This is a genomic window from Micromonospora sp. NPDC005291 (assembly GCF_040607415.1).
Lineage (GTDB): Bacteria > Actinomycetota > Actinomycetes > Mycobacteriales > Micromonosporaceae > Micromonospora.
In genome coordinates, this window is sequence record NZ_JBEXGR010000013.1 from 81,445 (window position 1) to 96,617 (window position 15,173).

Sequence of the window (15,173 nt, forward strand, 5' to 3'; positions counted from 1 at the left end):
GGTTAGTGCGGCACCGACCGCGCCCAACGACCCTCCGCACGCGATCCCATATTGTGTCAGCGGGATCACGCTGTCCGGTTCGTCGACGTATGACCGGTGGTCGGTCCGGCCGACCGGCGCGGCCGACGGGCCCCGCCCCCGCTCGGCACGTAGGCTGACGGACGTGAAGGACAACAGGGACGCCACCGTGCCCCACGGTATGACGACCGGGCGCGATCCCGGCGCCGACCGCGACGAGCAGGGTGAGGTGACGGCGTGACCGAGTTCGACGGACTGCCGGTGCTGCGGTCCCCGGTGGCCATCGCCGCTTTCGAGGGGTGGAACGACGCCGCCGACGCGTCCACCGCCGCGGTCGAGCACCTGGAGCAGGTCTGGAACGCGCGGCAGCTCGCCGAGCTGGACCCGGAGGACTTCTACGACTTCCAGGTCAGCCGACCCACCATCACGATGGCCGACGGGGAGACCCGCCGGGTGGAGTGGCCGACGACCCGGTTCATGGTGGCCAGCCCGGAGGGCACCGAGCGCGACGTGGTGCTGATCCGCGGCATCGAGCCGAGCATGCGCTGGCGGACATTCTGCGAGCAGGTGCTGGAGATCTGCCACAGCCTCGAGGTGGAACGGGTGGTGCTGCTCGGCGCGTTGCTGGCGGACGTTCCGTACACCCGACCGCTGCCGATCAGCGGCAGCGCGTCCGACGCGCAGGCCGCGGAGCGCTACCAGCTCACCCCCACCCGGTACGACGGGCCGACCGGCATTGTCGGTGTCCTGCACGACGCGTGTACCCGCGCCGAGGTGGACGCCGTCTCGTTCTGGGTGCACGTGCCGCACTACGCCAACAACCCGCCCTGTCCCAAGGCCACTGTCGCCCTGCTGCACCGGGTCGAGGAGGTCGTCGACCTGCCGGTGCCGATGGCCGATCTGGCCGAGGAGTCCGCCGAGTGGGAGCAGCGGGTGCGCAGCGCCGCCGAGCAGGACGCCGAGCTCGGCGAGTACGTCCGCGAGCTGGAGGAACGGGTCGGCGACGAGGGGATCACCCCGCTGACCGGTGACGAGATCGCCCAGGAGTTCGAGAAGTACCTGCGCCGTCGGGGCGGTTCGGCCGGCCCCACCGCCGGCTCCTGGTAACGCTGTCTACTGCGGGCCCTCGGACCTTTTAGTGGTCCGGGGGCCCGTTTTCGCGTGTCAGGGGTAGCGCCGTCACACCCGCTAAGGCATCCTAGGAACCTAGATGTGATCAAGGAGGCGGGTATGCAGATCAACCCCGGGGCCGCAGAGTTCCCGCACCGACAGATCGCCGCGCAGCTCAAGGCCCAGGTCCGCCGCGGCGACTGGGGCCCGGGCGAGCGACTGCCGTCCATCCCGGCCATCGCCGAAATGTTCGGCGTCGCCAAGCAGACCGCGCAACGCGCCGTCGACCAACTGCGGGTCGAGGGCATCCTGATCACCAAACCCGGCTCCGGTACGTACGTCCGGGGCACCCGCCGCCGACTCAACCGCCTCTCCCGGGGCCGGTACGGCGGCTTCCGCGGCTACCACACCGACCTCGCCACGCGGTACCGCCAGCAACTCGTCTCAGTTGGCCGCGCCCCCGCCCCCGCCGAGGTGGCCGACGCGTTCGGGGTGCCCGACGGCACCGACCTGCTCTGCCGGCGGCACCTCGTCCGCACCGACGACTCCCCCGTCGAGGTGGGCGCCTCCTGGTTCCTGCCCGCCGACACCGCCGGCACCTCGCTGGAGCGCACCGAGGCGTTCGGCCGACCCCTCTACCAGGAGGCCGAGGAAGTCACCGGGCGGCAGTACGTCTCGGCCACCGACACGATCAGCGCCCGCCAGCCCAGCCGGGAGGAGGCCGAGACGCTCCAGATCCGGCCGGACACCCCCGTGCTGCACCTGCTGCACGTCGCGTTCGACGCGAACCGCAAGCCGATCGAGGTGTCCCAGGCCACCTGGCCCGGCCCCATGACCACCCTCACCGAGGAATACAAGATCCCCGCCCCAACCCCAGACCCCGACCCCAACCCCGGCCTAGTCCTAGGCTGATCCCCCGCACCCCGCCACACCACCCCGCGCCGCGCCGCCCCGCGCCGATCTAGGAGTTGTGGTGGCCGATATACGGTGTTACGCGCCTTTCGTGAGGCACCACAAGTCCATGATCGACGGAGCGCCCCAGGCCTTGGCGCCCGAACTCTCACGATCTTGCAGTTCCTGCCCTTACGAAAGGGGCGGACCATGCCACAAGCGCGGCCGAAAGTGCAAGATTGACCGGCGGGACGGGCGAGGCCGGCGCGAACGGGCGGGGCGGGGCAAGCCCGAACAGGGCAAGCCCGAACAGGGCTAGAGGTGGATGCCTAGGAGAGCGTCTACCGTGTTCGCGAAGAGGGCTGGGGCGGCCGGGTCATCCGTTGCGCCGGCCAGGGTTGCGTCGGCCCAGCGGTCTGCCACCGCCAGGGCACCGGGGGTGTCGAGGTCGTCGGCGAGGCGCTCGCGTACCCCGGCCAGCAGTTCGGCCCCGGACGGCCCGGCGGGCGCGGCGGCGGCCCGCCGCCAGCGGTCCAGTCGCTCCTGGGCGGTGGACAGCAGCTCGTCGGTCCAGGTGCGGTCGCTGCGGTAGTGCCCCGACATCAGCCCCAGCCGGACCGCCATCGAGTCGACCTTGTCGGCACGCAGCCGGGACACGAAGACCAGGTTGCCGCGGGACTTGGACATCTTCTCGCCGTCCAGGCCGATCATCCCGGCGTGCACGTAGTGCTCGGCGAACGGCGCCTGACCGGTGAGCCGCTCGGCGTGCGCGGCGGACGCCTCGTGGTGCGGGAACAGCAGGTCGTTGCCGCCGCCCTGCACGTCGATGCGGTCACCGAGCAGGTTCAGCGCGATCACCGCGCACTCGATGTGCCAGCCCGGACGGCCCTGGCCCAGCTCCCCGCCCGGCCAGGACGGCTCGCCCTCGCGGGCCCCACGCCAGAGCAGCGGGTCCAGGGGGTCACGCTTGCCGGCCCGGTCCGGGTCGCCGCCGCGCTCCGGGAAGATCTCCAGCATCTGCTCACGGGTCAGGTTCGACTCGTAGCCGAACCGGCCGGTGGCGGAGATGTCGAAGTAGACGTCGCCGGTGCCGTCGTCGAGCCGGTACGCGGCGCCGTCCTTGAGAAGCACCTCGACCTTGTCGGCGATGTCCGGGATCGACTCGACCGCGCCCACGTAGTGCGCCGGCGGGATGATCCGCAGCGCCTCCATGTCCTCCCGGAACAGCGCCGTCTCGCGCATCGCCAGGACCACCCAGTCCTCGCCGTCGCGGGCGGCCCGCTCCAGCAGCGGGTCATCGATGTCGGTCACGTTCTGTACATAGCGCACCGGGCGGCCGGCGTCGCGCCACATCCGCTGCACGAGGTCAAACGTGATCATGGTGGCGGCGTGACCGAGGTGCGTGGCGTCGTACGGGGTGATGCCGCAGACGTACATGCTTCCCGCGTCGACCGGCTCACTCGGGTGGACACCCTGCCGCGCCGAGTCGTACAACGCCAGCGGCTCACCCCTGCCCGGCAGCCGTGGCACCTCGTGTCCCGCCCAAGACTCCATGGGATCAGCCTAGCCAGCCCGACGACGACGCCGGAGCGCCACACGGGTGATCAAGATGACAGCGGGTCACATGGGCGGCCAGGGCACCGCGGGCCAGTCCTCCGGCGGTTGCGGGAAGCGGCCAGTCTGCCGCAGCCCGTCGATGCGGGCGGTCAGCTCGGCGATCTCGCTGATCGTCAGGTGGTCGGCCAGCTCCGCGCCGAGCGCCCCGGCGACCTGCCCGGCGAGCCCGTCGAGCATCTCCACGGCGTCCGGGGGCAGCTGCTTGCCGGCCCAACCCCAGAGCACCGTACGCAGCTTGCCCTCCACGTGGAAGCTCACCCCGTGGTCCACGCCGTAGATCCGGTCGTCGGCCCCGACCAGCACGTGAGCGCCCTTACGGTCGGCGTTGTTGATCACCGCGTCGAGCACCGCGAGCCTGGCCAGCCTGGGGTCCTCGGCGTGCGCCAGTACGTACGCGGCGCCGTCGTCGTCACGGGCCGCGGCGATCGGGAACCAGCGCGGCGGCAGCTCGTCGGCCGGCAGGAACCCGACCAGCGGCTCGGCGTCCTCCGGCTCGTCGATCCAGAGCTGGCAGGAGCCGGGGCCGAACGGGCCGTCCCGCAGCACGGTGGGCGGCACCAGGCCCCAACCGGTGGCTCGGGAGACCAGGTACGCCGAGACCTCCCGGCCGGCGAGCGTGCCGTCCGGGAAGTCCCAGAGCGGGCGCTCGCCACGGACCGGCTTGTAGACGCAGCGGGCGGTGAGCCCGTCCAGGGTCAGGATGCCGCGCAGCGTGGTGTTGGACGCGTCGACGAGCCGACCCTCCAGGTCGAGCACGCCGTCACGCAGCAGCCGCAGCGCGGCGTCGCCGTCCTGGCGGGGCTGGAGGCCGGACGAGGTCACCGGTGGTAACCGTTGTGCCGCGGGCAGAGGTGCCCGGCGGGGTCCAACGGTTGGCCGCAGAGCGGGCACGGCGGCCGGCCCGCGTTGACCACTCGCCGGGCCCGCTCGATGAACTGGCGGGTCGCCTGCGGGGTGAGCCGGACCCGGAGCCGGTCCAGGTCCTCGTCGGGCTCGTCGTCCTCGTCGTCGTCATCCTCGTCGTCGTCCTCGTCGCCCAGCTCGACCTCGGGCTCCACCTCGCCGGCGGCGATCGCTTCGATCACCACGGTCGCGGTGTCCACGTCGAAGGCCAGCCCGAGGGTCCCGACCCGGAACTCCTCGTCGACCGGAGTGTCCAGCGGCTCGTTGTCGCCGATCACCGGCGCCAGCGTGGGCACGTCCGCGCCGAAGCGACGCTGCGCCTCGGTGAGCAGCTCCTCCAGCTTCTCGGCGAGCAGAGACACCTGGACCTTCTCCAGCGCGACGCTGACCAGCCTGCCGCCGCCGCGGGCCTGCAGGAAGAACGTGCGCTCCCCCGGCGGCCCGACAGTCCCGGCGACGAACCGCTCCGGCGGTTCGAAGGCGTGCACCTGGTGGGTCATACCCACGACCCTATCCGGCCCGCCATGGCATCGCGCACCCCACCGACGCGAATCACCACGCGCCCGCCGCGCCCGGTGCAACGGCCACCGTACCCGGGCGTGGCGGACCGTCGGCCCGTCACCGGCCCGCCCCCGCGCCGCCGCCGACCGGCGCGTCGGAGTCGGCCACCCCGGCCGCCCGCGCCGCGCGGCGACGCCGTTTGCCCGGCGGCGGCACCAGCCCGGCCAGGTCGCCACCGGTGTCGTTGAGCCGCAGCAGGAACGGCCGCAACGGGGTGTACCGGATCGCCGTCACCGAGGCCGGGTCCGCCACGATCCGCTGGAAAAGATCCAGGTGTACGCCGAGCGCGTCGGCCACGATCGCCTTGATCACGTCGCCGTGGCTGCACGCCAGCCAGACCGCCTCCGGACCGTGCTCGGCCGTGATCCGGGCGTCCCACGTCCGCACCGCCGCGACCGCCCGTGCCGCCATGGCCGCCATGGCCTCCCCGTCCGGGAAGACCGCGGCGCTCGGGCGCTGCTGGACCACCGGCCAGAGGGGCTCCTTGGCCAGCTTCTTCAGCGGTTGCCCCTCCCACGCACCGTAGTCACACTCGATCAGCCCCTCCTCCACCAGCGGGGTGGCCTCGGGCAACGCCAGCTCCAGGGTTTGCCGGCACCGGATGAGCGGACTGGTCACCACCGCCGCGAGCGGCACCGGCCGCAGCCGCTCGCCGACCGCGCCCGCCTGGGCCCGGCCTGTCTCGTCCAACTCGACCGGCTGGCGGCCGGCCAGGCCGCCGTCCGCGTTCGCGGTCGTCCGGCCGTGTCGCAGAAGCAGAAGGGTCGCCACGGGCACCACCCTATGACCTGCGCCCGACCGGAGTCGTCGCCCTCCGGCGTGTGCCGTGTCCGTGCCGCCCGGTGTCGGGACGGGCGAAAACGGGATGAAGCGCCAGCGCGGCGGTAAAATACCTCAATGCCCGGCTTGTCCGGGTCCTTATCGGAGGTTGTGGAACGCGATGGGCGACTCGGCAGCCGCGCAGCCCTCGATCACGTCGGACCCGCAGGACGTGTACCGGGAGTTCCGGCACCCCCTCCTGGTCCTCGCCCTCACCACCGGGATCGCTGGCTTCGTGGACGCCTTCGCCTTCCTGCGCTACGGCGCATTCGTCGCCAACCAGTCGGGCAACGCCGTCCTCCTGGGCATCGGCCTGGCCGGAAGACACGCCGCCTGGCCCGAGTCCGGGGCCTCACTGGTCGCGTTCGCCGCCGGGACGGGCGTGGTCTCACAGGTACGAGCGGCCCGGAGCCGATGGTCGCCGTCCTCCCGGGGGCTCGCCTGCGCCGTGGTCACGATGGCGCTCTGGGCGGCACTGAACGCCCTGCTGCACCACGGCCAGCACGGCGGGTGGCCACGGATCGCGCTGGCCGCCGCGGGCGGATTCGCCATGGGCGCCCTGGCGACCCTGTTCGTCCGCACCGCCGGGATCGTCACCCACATCACCTACCAGTCCGGCACGGTGGCGAAGATCGGTGAACGCATCGGTCGTTGGTTGGCCGGACCGGACAACCGCCGGAGTCGAGCCAGGCAGGGCACGTTTCTGGGACTCCTGGCACTGACCTGCTATGCCGCCGGGGGCGGCCTCGGAACGGTGGCCCAGGGACGTCCCCTCTGGGTGCCGGCCTGGGGAGCGCTGGCTCTGTCCACGCTGTCTCTCCTCGTCCGCTCCGGCCGGACCCGACAGTGACCGAAGCTGACCTCAGCGCACGTCGGTCGCGAGTTGGACGTCCTGCACGAAGCTCTCCGACCGGTCGGCGCCGTACCGGCCCAGCACGTCCAGCACCGCGGACACCGCCGCCTGCTCCACCATGACCTCGACCCGGGCCCGGTCCACGAGATCCTGGTCCTGCCAGTAGCCGCGGGGCAGCGATCGGGCGCCGCCCGGTTCGGCGGTGGAGACCGTGGCGTCGGAGACCACGATGGAGGTGGCTCCCGCACCGAGCAGGGCGTCGCGCAGCTCCCGCGTGGTCGGCAGCAGCGTCGGGTTCACCGTCGCGGTGACCAACTGGACCTGCTGGCCCGGCCGGATCGGCCGTCCGGCGCCGCGTTCCCGTTCGGTGTCGCGCCGTCGCTGCGGTCCGCCCGTGCCGCTGAGACCCGCCACCCCACCCAGGTGGTACGCGCCGGTGTCCTGCTGGGTCTGGTCGAGGTTCTCCTGCACGTCGGTCGGGGCACGGAGCCCGATGACGGCCTGCACGGCGGCGGCGATCGCCCAACTGAGCACGAAGGAGAAGGCCACCACGGCGACCACGCCGACGATCTGATGCCAGAGCAGGGAGCCGCCCCCGCCGAAGAAGAGCCCGTCCTTGCCGAGCGGGTTGATGCCACTGCTGCCGAAGAAGCCGAGCAGCAGCGAGCCGAGCATGCCGCCGACGAAGTGCACCGCGAGGACGTCCAGCGCGTCGTCGAGCCGGAGCAGGTACTTCAACCGCAGCGCGGTGTGGCAGACGATTCCGGCGATCGCTCCGATGGCGATGGCGGAGACCGCGTTGACGTACCCGGCGGCCGGTGTGACCGTCGCGAGGCCCGCGACGGCACCGGAGACGCTGCCCACCACGGTGCTGTGGCCGTCCTTCACCCGCTCCGCCACCAGCCAGACGAGCAGGCCGGCCGCCGCCGCGAGGTGGGTGTTGATCACCGCCTGGGCTGCCACCCCGTTGGCCTGGAGCCCGTCGCCGCCGTTGAAGCCGAACCACCCGAACCAGAGGATGCCCGCCCCGAGGATGGTCAACGGGATCGAGTTGGGCGGGGCGGCGGTGTGTGGCCAGTTACGGCGGCGGCCGACGACCAGCAACAGGGCCAGCACCGCGGCTCCCGCCGAGGCGTGGACCACCATCCCACCGGCCCAGTCCTGCGTGCCGAAGCGGGCCAGCCAACCATCGGGGTGCCAGAGCCAGTGGGCGATCGGCGCGTAGACCACGATGGACCAGATCGCCAGGAACGCGACCCAGCCGGCGAACTTCAGCCGACCGGCCGTGGCCCCGGTGACGAGCGCGGGGGTGATCACCGCGAACATCATCTGGTACGCGACGAAGGCCAGGGTCGGAATGGTCACCTGGCTGGCGACGACGTGCAGGTGCGGCGCGGGCGGGACCCGGAGGTCGGTCAGGCCGAACAGCTCCAGGTTGCCGAAGAGGCCGGTGCCGGCGTCGTCGCCGAAGGCGATGGTGTAGCCCACCAGCACCCAGGTCAGGCTGACGACCCCCAGCGCGACGATGTTCTGCTGCAACATCGCGAGCACGTTGCGGGTGCGGACCATCCCGCCGTAGAAGGCGGCCAGGCCGGGGGTCATGAACAACACGAGGCCGGTGCACACCAGCACCCAGGCGGTGTCGCCCGAGTTCACCGCGTCCTGAGCGAGCACGGAAGCTCACCTCTCCTCTTGGTACGGTCAGACGGAGCGCTCTACCGTCGAGACGACGGTCTCCTTGGCGCGTTCGTGGTTGGGCACCGGCGCGAAGTGCCGCTTGGGCAGCAACAGCAACCAGGTGGCGATGTTGAACGGCCCGGTCAGCACCGGGATGGCCAGCGGGGCGAGGACGCTGGCCAGGGCCAACTGGACGAAGAGCGTCAACGCGATTCCGAAGAGGGTGTAGACGGTCACCAGCGCGCCGGGGCGGTGCAACACCGCGCCCACGGCGATCGCCGTCAACACCGCGTTGAAGCCGAACAGGCCCTTGTCCAGGGAGGACGCGTCGGCGCCGAACCACAGCGCCAGCAGGGTCGCGCCGACGGCGCCGATCACCGCGAAGAGCGCCGACCAGCGGGAGTTGACCAGCAGCGCGACCAGGATGATCAACCCGGTGACCCAGCTGTTGATCAGAAAGACCTGGGACACCCCGCGCAGAAAGGTGGGGACCAGGTCCCAGTTGAAACGGCCACCGGTCAACTGCCCCTCACCGGGAAACATCGGCTTCAGGTTGGTCAGCACGGTGAACCTGTCGAACTGGTACGCGGCCAGCAGCAGCACCCAGGTGGTCAGCACGAACGGCATGGTGAACGCGGTCAGGCCCCAGGTCTTGAAGATCGCGTTCAGGGCCAGCGTGACCACCGTCGTGGCCACCGCGCCGAGCACCAGGTAGAGCCACATCAGCGGCCGGTCATCGAGAAAAGTCGGCACGGCGATCCCGGTCAGAAACGGGCTGAAGCCGAACAGACCCTTGCGCAGCGAGGCATCGTCCACCCGGAGGGCGACGGCCGTGGCGGTGCCGACGACAAGACCGAGGACACCACCCCCGAAGATCCGTGGTTGCCCGTCATCGAACGCTCCCCACGCGACCGCGATGAGAATGAGCAGGCCGGTGAGCGGATTGTTCTGCAGGACGACCTGTGCGGGCCCGCGCAGGCAGGCGTCGACGAACCCGACCAGCGGGTTGCGGTCACTCAGCCTGTCCCAGCCCTGCGTCACTCCGGTCACGGCAGTCTCCTCTGCTTCATCGCCAGCTGAACGCCGGCGGGAAGGTCCGGCCGGTCACCTCTTCGCGGGCGGCCACGCAGAAGGCGCGTACCGCGGCACGAACCGGCTCCGTCTCCTGCCCCAGGACCTTGAAGATGAGCCCCGCGTCGTTCGGCAGCCGACTGACGGCGCTGGCCAGCGGCGTCTCCTCGTCCCACACAGGCGTCGAGGTCCGGTCGAAGACGCGGGCGGCCCGCTCGGGGTTGGTGAGCAGCACGACGTTGCCGAAGATGTGGAAGCGATCCATGACACCGACCCGCGCCACCGGGAACTGCCCCGGCGTCGCCACGAACTTCTCCACGAACAACTGCCGGCCGTCCGGACGCTCCGCCCGCACGGAGCAGGAGAAGAGGTCGTAGGCGAAGAGTTCGCCGTCGCGGTAGTACTTCCGGCCGGGCTGCAGGACCTCCCCGTAGAGCATGGTGGCGCTCTCCGGGAGCCGCACCCGGCTGTCGGTGACGAACCGGCTGGCCCGGTACGGGATCACGGGTTCCGGGAGGTACTCGAGGTAGGTGTCCTCGGCGAGGGTGAACGTCTGAATCTGCGACCCGTAGTTCGCGTCCATCTCCTGGATCTTGGTGGCGGCCTGGGTGACCAGGTGCGCCTGACTACCGGGTGCCAGGTCGACGTCCAGGTGCAGACGGTCGCCCTGCAGCACACCACCGGAGGTGGTGAGGATCATGACGCAGGGCAGCTCCGGCATCTCCTCGTCCCAGTACAGCGCCCGCTGGACCAGCAGCGGCGACTGCCGGTAGAGGTCATGCAGGATCGTGCGGTCCCCGCGCCGCTCGAACCCGAGGCGCAGCACGCCGACCTTGCCGTTGGAAGCGGCGGGTAACTGGGCCGGTTGGTCCTGGTACGGCTCCAGTTCCCGCGCACTGTCCAGTGTGATCATGCGACCACTTCGGCGTCGAAGAGCGCGTTGCGGCGGATCAACGAGACGAGCTCGTCGATGCCCTCGCCCGTCTTGCAGTTGGTGAACATGACCGGCTTGCCGTTGCGCGTCACGTCCGCGTCCCTCGCCATGAGGTCGAGATCGGCGTCCACGTAGGGCGCCAGGTCGGTCTTGTTGATCACGAGGATGTCGGACTTGGAGATCCCCGGGCCGTTCTTGCGCGGAATCTTGTCGCCGGCGGCGACGTCGATGACGTAGATGAAGTAGTCGACCAGGGCGGGGCTGAACGTCAGGGTGAGGTTGTCTCCGCCGCTCTCGATCAGCACCACGTCGCTGTCGGGGAACCGGGACTCCATGTCCTCCACGGCGGCCAGGTTCATGCTCGGGTCCTCCCGCACGGCCGTGTGCGGGCAGGCACCGGTCTCCACCCCGAGGATCCGTTCCTCGACCAGGACCCCGGTCAGGGCGCGTCGTACGTGCTTCGCGTCCTCCGTGGTGACGACGTCGTTCGTGATCACCAGGACCCGCAGTCCGTTGTCCACGAAACGGGGCACGACAGCCTCGATGATCGCGGTCTTGCCGCTGCCCACCGGGCCGCCGACGCCGATACGACTTGCCGACTTCATGATGTGACCTGTCCTTCTGGGAGACGTTTCAGGTTCAGGGAGATGTGGATCGCGGAGTCCGGCTCTCAGCTCATGAACATCCGCACGTGGGTGTGCTGGTGCGCGGCGGCCAGGACGTCGATGTGGGGCCCGAAGGTCTGCATGTCGTCGAGGTCCGCGGTGCGTACGTCGCGGTAGTCGTCGGTGACCTGCTCGTTGACCGCGAAGAGGATCGACTGCGCGTCGAGATGGTCGATCCGCATCAACCGGATCGCGGCACTGAGCACCGTCGAGGCCGCGCCGTTCTGGTGGGCCGCGAAAGCGTCCTCTTCGGGCACGCCGAGATCGGCGAAGACCACCCCGAGCGCGACCGGATAGGTGACCGGCACGCCGGTAGCCGACTCACCGAGCCGCTTCTTGAGCAGGGACTCCCCGACGATCCGGGTCGCGGCCTCTGCCAGCTTGCGACCCATGCGTACGGACATGGTGCGCATCTCTTCGTTGATCTTGCGCAGGTGGACGGCCTCGTCCGCGCGCCGGATCCGGTCGAGGTCCCCGGCGGTGGCGGCACGGTGCCCGACGAGCAGGGCGACACCGTCCCCGGTGGCGGCGAGCCGGGTGACCGTCCGGACGAAGTCCTGCAGCGTCGTCCGGTCGTGGACGACGCCGTGCTCGACGGCCATCTCCAGCCCGTTGGAGAAGGAGAAGGCGCCGACCGGGAAGACCGAATCGCCGAACTGCAACAACTTCAGGGTCTCGGCCATGGTGCGCATCGTCCGGCCCCGCTCAGTTGAGGTCGGCGGGGAGATGGGAGTGCGGCGTGGAGTCGGCGCCACCGAACAACCGCCGCGACTCGTGCGGCGCGAGATACGCGATGACCTCGGTGCCGGGGACGAACTCGTGGGTGATCCCGGTGAACGCGTGGGTACGCATCACCGAGTCCATGACCTTGCGGTCCACGGTCAGCGGGACGTACATCTTGGTCCCCTTGACCACGGCCGGCCAGTGCTGGTTGCCGATGGCGTGACCGAGCTCGACGGCCGAGCGGATGAGCAGCTCCGCTGACTCGCCGCGCAACTTGTCGAGGTGCACCACCATCACCTCGCCCAACTGCACCCGGGCCACCACCGCCGTGGCGCTCAGGTCGTCCCAGGCGAGGACGTCGCCGTCGCGCAGCCGGACGCCCCGCTCCAGCGAGACCGACAGCTCCGCCCCGGAGCTGGTCATCTTGCGGATGCGGCTCTTCTGGGCGTCCCACTGGTCGAGGACGAGGTCGTCGATGCGCGCTTCCTTCAGGCGCAGCGTCCAGTCCGGCTCGTTCATGTTGCCCAGCACCGTCTCGACGAGCACGGGCCTCTCCTTTCGGGTGGGTGTGCCGGGACCGGGCGCGTGTGCGACCGGTCCCGGCGATGTCAGCTGAAGAAATAGAGCTGGCTCAGCGGCAGGTTCCTGGCCGGTGGCACGGTCGCGTGCACGCCGTCCATCTTCACGGCGAAGGTCTCCGGATCGACTTCGAGCTTTGGGGTCCTGTCGTTGCGGACCATGTCCCGCTTGGTGAGGCCCCGGGTCCGGTACACCGGCATGACCTGCCGTTGCAGACCGAGCTGCTCGGCGATGCCGGACTCGTGCGCGGCCCGGGACACGAAGGTCACGCAGGTCTTGGCGAGCTGGTTGCCGTACGCGGCGAACGACGGCCGGTAGGTGACCGGCTGCGGCGTCGGCAGCGAGGCGTTCGGGTCACCCATGATCGACCAGGCGATCATGCCGCCCTTGAGGACCAGCTTCGGCTTCGCACCGAAGAACGCCGGCTCCCAGAGCACGAGGTCGGCCATCTTGCCCGGCGTGACCGACCCCAGCACGTGCGAGATCCCCTGGGTGATCGCCGGGTTGATGGTCATCTTGGCCACGTACCGCAGCACCCGGAAGTTGTCGTTGCCGTCGGCGTCCTCGGCGAGCTTGCCGCGGACGTTCTTCATCTGCCCGGCGAGCTGGATGGTCCGCAGCCAGGTCTCGCCCACGCGCCCCATGGCCTGCGAGTCGCTCTGCATCATCGAGATGACGCCCTCGTCGAGCAGGACGTCCTCGGCCGCGATCGTCTCCGTCCGGATCCGGCTCTCGACAAAGGCCACGTCCGAGGGGACCTGGGGGTTGAAGTTGTGGCAGACCATGATCATGTCGTACAGCTCGGACTGGCTGTTGATGCCGTAGGGCACCGTCGGCGTCGTCGAGCTCGGCAGCACGTTCATCTGGCTGGCGATCTTGATGACGTCCGGTGCGTGTCCACCACCGGCGCCCTCCGTGTGGAAGGTGTGGATCGTCCGGCCCTCGAACGCGGCGATGCTGTCCTCGAGGTAGCCGCTCTCGTTGAGGGTGTCCGTGTGGATGCTGACCTGCACGTCGAACTCGTCGGCGACGTCCAGGCAGGCCCGGATCACCGCCGGCGGCGCGCCCCAGTCCTCATGGATCTTGAAGCTCGGCGCGCCCGCCATGATCTGTTCCACCAGGGGCGCACGGCCGGTGCTGTTGCCCTTCGCCATCAGGCCGATGTTGATCGGGATGGTCTCGAAGGCCCGCATCATCGCCTGGATGTTCCACGGACCGGGGGTGATGGTGACGCCGTTGGTGCTGTCGGTCGGGCCGGTGCCGCCTCCCCACAGGGTGGTCACACCGTTGCTCAGGGCGGTCTGCGCCTGGAACGGCGTCACCAGGTGCACGTGCGCGTCGATGCCGCCGGCGGTCAGGATGAGGTGCTCGCCGGAGATGGCCTCGGTGCCCGGACCGGTCACCAGCTCCGGGGTGACCCCGTCCATGATGTTCGGGTTGCCGGCCTTGCCGATGCCGGCGATCTTGCCGTCCTTGACACCGACGTCGGCCTTCACCACGCCCAGAGTCGCATCGAGGATGGTCACGTTGGTGATGACCAGGTCCAGGCCACCCTGGGCGTTGGTGTACTGGTTGTTGACGCCCATGCCGTCGCGCAGCGTCTTGCCGCCGCCGTACATCACCTCGTCGCCGAGGACCCGGAGATCCTTCTCGATCTCGATGTACAGGTCGGTGTCGCCGAGCCTGATCTTGTCGCCCGTCGTGGGGCCGAACATGCCGGAATACTCTTGCCGCGAAATCTGGCTCATCGAATCATCTCTCCTGCCCGAGGCTGGCAGCCCTGCGGGATAGTGGATCTACTGTTTCTTGCCCTTGGGGTTGTCCTGCTGCTCCGGGCCGAACTTGAAGCCACGGGTCTTGGCGTTGTGGATCGCCTCGGTGCGGTCCGGCCGGTAACTGGGAGTCGACTCGCTGCCGCTCCACCCCTGCACCAGCCCGTTGAACCCGTACACGCGCTGCTGCCCGCCGAAGGGAATGAGCTCCACCGTCTTCTTGTCGCCCGGCTCGAAGCGGATGGAGGTCGTCGCCGGAATGTTCAACCGCCTACCGAAGGCCGCCTCGCGATCGAAGGCGAGCATCCGATTGGCTTCGAAGAAGTGGAAATGTGAGCCGATCTGGATCGGTCGGTCGCCGGTGTTCTGGACGACGACTTCGGTAACCGGCCGACCCGCGTTCAACTCCAGCGGCTGGTCGCTCAGCACGTAGCCGCCGATGGGTCGCACGTGCTTCGAATTGGGGCCGGGATGTTGTTTGGCCATGTCCTGCTCCACCTTCCTGGAGACGTGTCCGGGCTTCTGCGCCTATCGGATCGGCGAGTGCACAGTGACCAGTCGCGAGCCGTCGGTGAAGACCGCCTCGACCTGGATCATGGGCAGCATGTCCGGCACGCCCGGCATCACGTCGTCGGCGCTGAGAGTGCTGCGGGCGTCGTTCATGACCTCTTCGACGGTCTTGCCCTCCCGGGCCCCCTCCAGGGCAGCGGCGCAGATCACCGCGACGGCCTCGGGGTGGTTGAGCTTCACCCCCCGGGCCTTGCGGGCGTTGGCGACGACGGCCATCGAGAGGATCGTCAGCTTTTCGAGTTCCCTTGGTGTCAGATGCACTGTCCTGGTCCTTCGCGACTGTTCGGTCGGGAGCCGCCATCGAGCCGAGCGGACTCGCCACAGGGTGAGCGCTGGCGTCCTACCCAAATGACCGACTTTGTCCGACAGATCCTTTTTGGGCGGCTTCGGATCGAAGGTACGCCTGCCCC

15 protein-coding genes and 1 pseudogene are annotated in these 15,173 nt (G+C 69.9%); 3 read left to right on the forward strand and 13 right to left on the reverse strand.

The annotated features are described in order from the left end of the window. The first annotated feature begins 255 nt into the window (after window positions 1–255). Both ABZT18_RS18795 and ABZT18_RS18800 read left to right on the forward strand, forming a co-directional pair. A complete protein-coding gene (locus ABZT18_RS18795; protein WP_354996000.1) occupies window positions 256–1,125 on the forward strand; it encodes a PAC2 family protein in 870 nt (289 codons plus the stop codon). A gap of 123 nt (window positions 1,126–1,248) precedes the next feature. Further along, entirely contained in the window at window positions 1,249–2,040 is a 792-nt protein-coding gene (locus ABZT18_RS18800) for a GntR family transcriptional regulator (protein WP_354996001.1), read from the forward strand. Between the two features lie 294 nt (window positions 2,041–2,334). Here the strand turns inward: ABZT18_RS18800 and mshC are convergent, their stop codons facing one another. From mshC to ABZT18_RS18820, 4 genes are all read right to left on the reverse strand, one after another. Continuing rightward, window positions 2,335–3,573, reverse strand: coding sequence for a cysteine--1-D-myo-inosityl 2-amino-2-deoxy-alpha-D-glucopyranoside ligase (mshC, locus tag ABZT18_RS18805; RefSeq protein ID WP_354996002.1), 1,239 nt, complete (start codon window positions 3,571–3,573; stop codon window positions 2,335–2,337). 66 nt (window positions 3,574–3,639) lie between these two features. Continuing rightward, entirely contained in the window at window positions 3,640–4,458 is an 819-nt protein-coding gene (locus ABZT18_RS18810) for an SCO1664 family protein (RefSeq protein WP_354996003.1), read from the reverse strand. Then, window positions 4,455–5,039: a DUF3090 domain-containing protein gene (locus ABZT18_RS18815; RefSeq protein ID WP_354996004.1), complete on the reverse strand. Its 585-nt coding sequence runs from the start codon at window positions 5,037–5,039 to the stop codon at window positions 4,455–4,457. The genes ABZT18_RS18810 and ABZT18_RS18815 overlap by 4 nt, the downstream gene beginning before the upstream one ends. A gap of 118 nt (window positions 5,040–5,157) precedes the next feature. Continuing rightward, the gene (locus ABZT18_RS18820; protein ID WP_354996005.1) at window positions 5,158–5,880 is read right to left on the reverse strand and encodes an MSMEG_4193 family putative phosphomutase; all 723 of its coding nucleotides are present in this window, start codon (window positions 5,878–5,880) and stop codon (window positions 5,158–5,160) included. Between the two features lie 160 nt (window positions 5,881–6,040). On the opposite strand from ABZT18_RS18820, the gene ABZT18_RS18825 reads away from it, so the two are divergent. Continuing rightward, entirely contained in the window at window positions 6,041–6,769 is a 729-nt protein-coding gene (locus ABZT18_RS18825) for a YoaK family protein (protein WP_354996006.1), read from the forward strand. Between the two features lie 12 nt (window positions 6,770–6,781). Here ABZT18_RS18825 and ABZT18_RS18830 read toward each other — a convergent pair whose 3' ends face one another. From ABZT18_RS18830 to ABZT18_RS18870, 9 genes and pseudogenes are all read right to left on the reverse strand, one after another. Further along, the gene (locus ABZT18_RS18830) at window positions 6,782–8,446 is read right to left on the reverse strand and encodes an ammonium transporter (protein ID WP_354996007.1); all 1,665 of its coding nucleotides are present in this window, start codon (window positions 8,444–8,446) and stop codon (window positions 6,782–6,784) included. A gap of 27 nt (window positions 8,447–8,473) precedes the next feature. Beyond that, window positions 8,474–9,499, reverse strand: coding sequence for an urea transporter (gene yut / locus ABZT18_RS18835; RefSeq protein WP_354996008.1), 1,026 nt, complete (start codon window positions 9,497–9,499; stop codon window positions 8,474–8,476). 16 nt (window positions 9,500–9,515) lie between these two features. Further along, window positions 9,516–10,433 (reverse strand): urease accessory protein UreD, encoded by a 918-nt coding sequence (locus ABZT18_RS18840; protein ID WP_355252008.1) that lies wholly within the window; start codon window positions 10,431–10,433, stop codon window positions 9,516–9,518. Beyond that, window positions 10,430–11,059 (reverse strand): urease accessory protein UreG, encoded by a 630-nt coding sequence (gene ureG / locus ABZT18_RS18845; protein ID WP_354979247.1) that lies wholly within the window; start codon window positions 11,057–11,059, stop codon window positions 10,430–10,432. Before ureG ends, ABZT18_RS18840 begins: the two co-directional genes overlap by 4 nt. A gap of 65 nt (window positions 11,060–11,124) precedes the next feature. Beyond that, window positions 11,125–11,802 (reverse strand): urease accessory protein UreF, encoded by a 678-nt coding sequence (locus ABZT18_RS18850; RefSeq protein ID WP_354996010.1) that lies wholly within the window; start codon window positions 11,800–11,802, stop codon window positions 11,125–11,127. 22 nt (window positions 11,803–11,824) lie between these two features. Continuing rightward, window positions 11,825–12,388, reverse strand: a complete 564-nt coding sequence (gene ureE / locus ABZT18_RS18855) for an urease accessory protein UreE (RefSeq protein WP_354996011.1) — start codon at window positions 12,386–12,388, stop codon at window positions 11,825–11,827. Window positions 12,389–12,450: 62 nt separating this feature from the next. After that, on the reverse strand, window positions 12,451–14,169 hold the full coding sequence (locus ABZT18_RS18860; RefSeq protein WP_354996012.1) for an urease subunit alpha: 1,719 nt from the start codon (window positions 14,167–14,169) through the stop codon (window positions 12,451–12,453). 174 nt (window positions 14,170–14,343) lie between these two features. Beyond that, a pseudogene (locus ABZT18_RS18865) lies at window positions 14,344–14,679 on the reverse strand (urease subunit beta); the annotation flags it as partial. 42 nt (window positions 14,680–14,721) lie between these two features. Continuing rightward, complete coding sequence (locus tag ABZT18_RS18870; RefSeq protein WP_354996013.1) at window positions 14,722–15,024, reverse strand: urease subunit gamma; 303 nt, start codon at window positions 15,022–15,024, stop codon at window positions 14,722–14,724. Window positions 15,025–15,173 lie beyond the last annotated feature (149 nt).

Coding starts and splice junctions, on each gene's coding strand:
- ABZT18_RS18800 (WP_354996001.1), top strand. CDS start 1,249: ATGCAGATCAACCCCGGGGCCGCAGAGTTCCCGCACCGACAGATCGCC.
- mshC (WP_354996002.1), bottom strand. CDS start 3,573: ATGGAGTCTTGGGCGGGACACGAGGTGCCACGGCTGCCGGGCAGGGGT.
- ABZT18_RS18815 (WP_354996004.1), bottom strand. CDS start 5,039: ATGACCCACCAGGTGCACGCCTTCGAACCGCCGGAGCGGTTCGTCGCC.
- ABZT18_RS18825 (WP_354996006.1), top strand. CDS start 6,041: ATGGGCGACTCGGCAGCCGCGCAGCCCTCGATCACGTCGGACCCGCAG.
- ABZT18_RS18840 (WP_355252008.1), bottom strand. CDS start 10,433: ATGATCACACTGGACAGTGCGCGGGAACTGGAGCCGTACCAGGACCAA.
- ureG (WP_354979247.1), bottom strand. CDS start 11,059: ATGAAGTCGGCAAGTCGTATCGGCGTCGGCGGCCCGGTGGGCAGCGGC.
- ABZT18_RS18850 (WP_354996010.1), bottom strand. CDS start 11,802: ATGGCCGAGACCCTGAAGTTGTTGCAGTTCGGCGATTCGGTCTTCCCG.
- ABZT18_RS18860 (WP_354996012.1), bottom strand. CDS start 14,169: ATGAGCCAGATTTCGCGGCAAGAGTATTCCGGCATGTTCGGCCCCACG.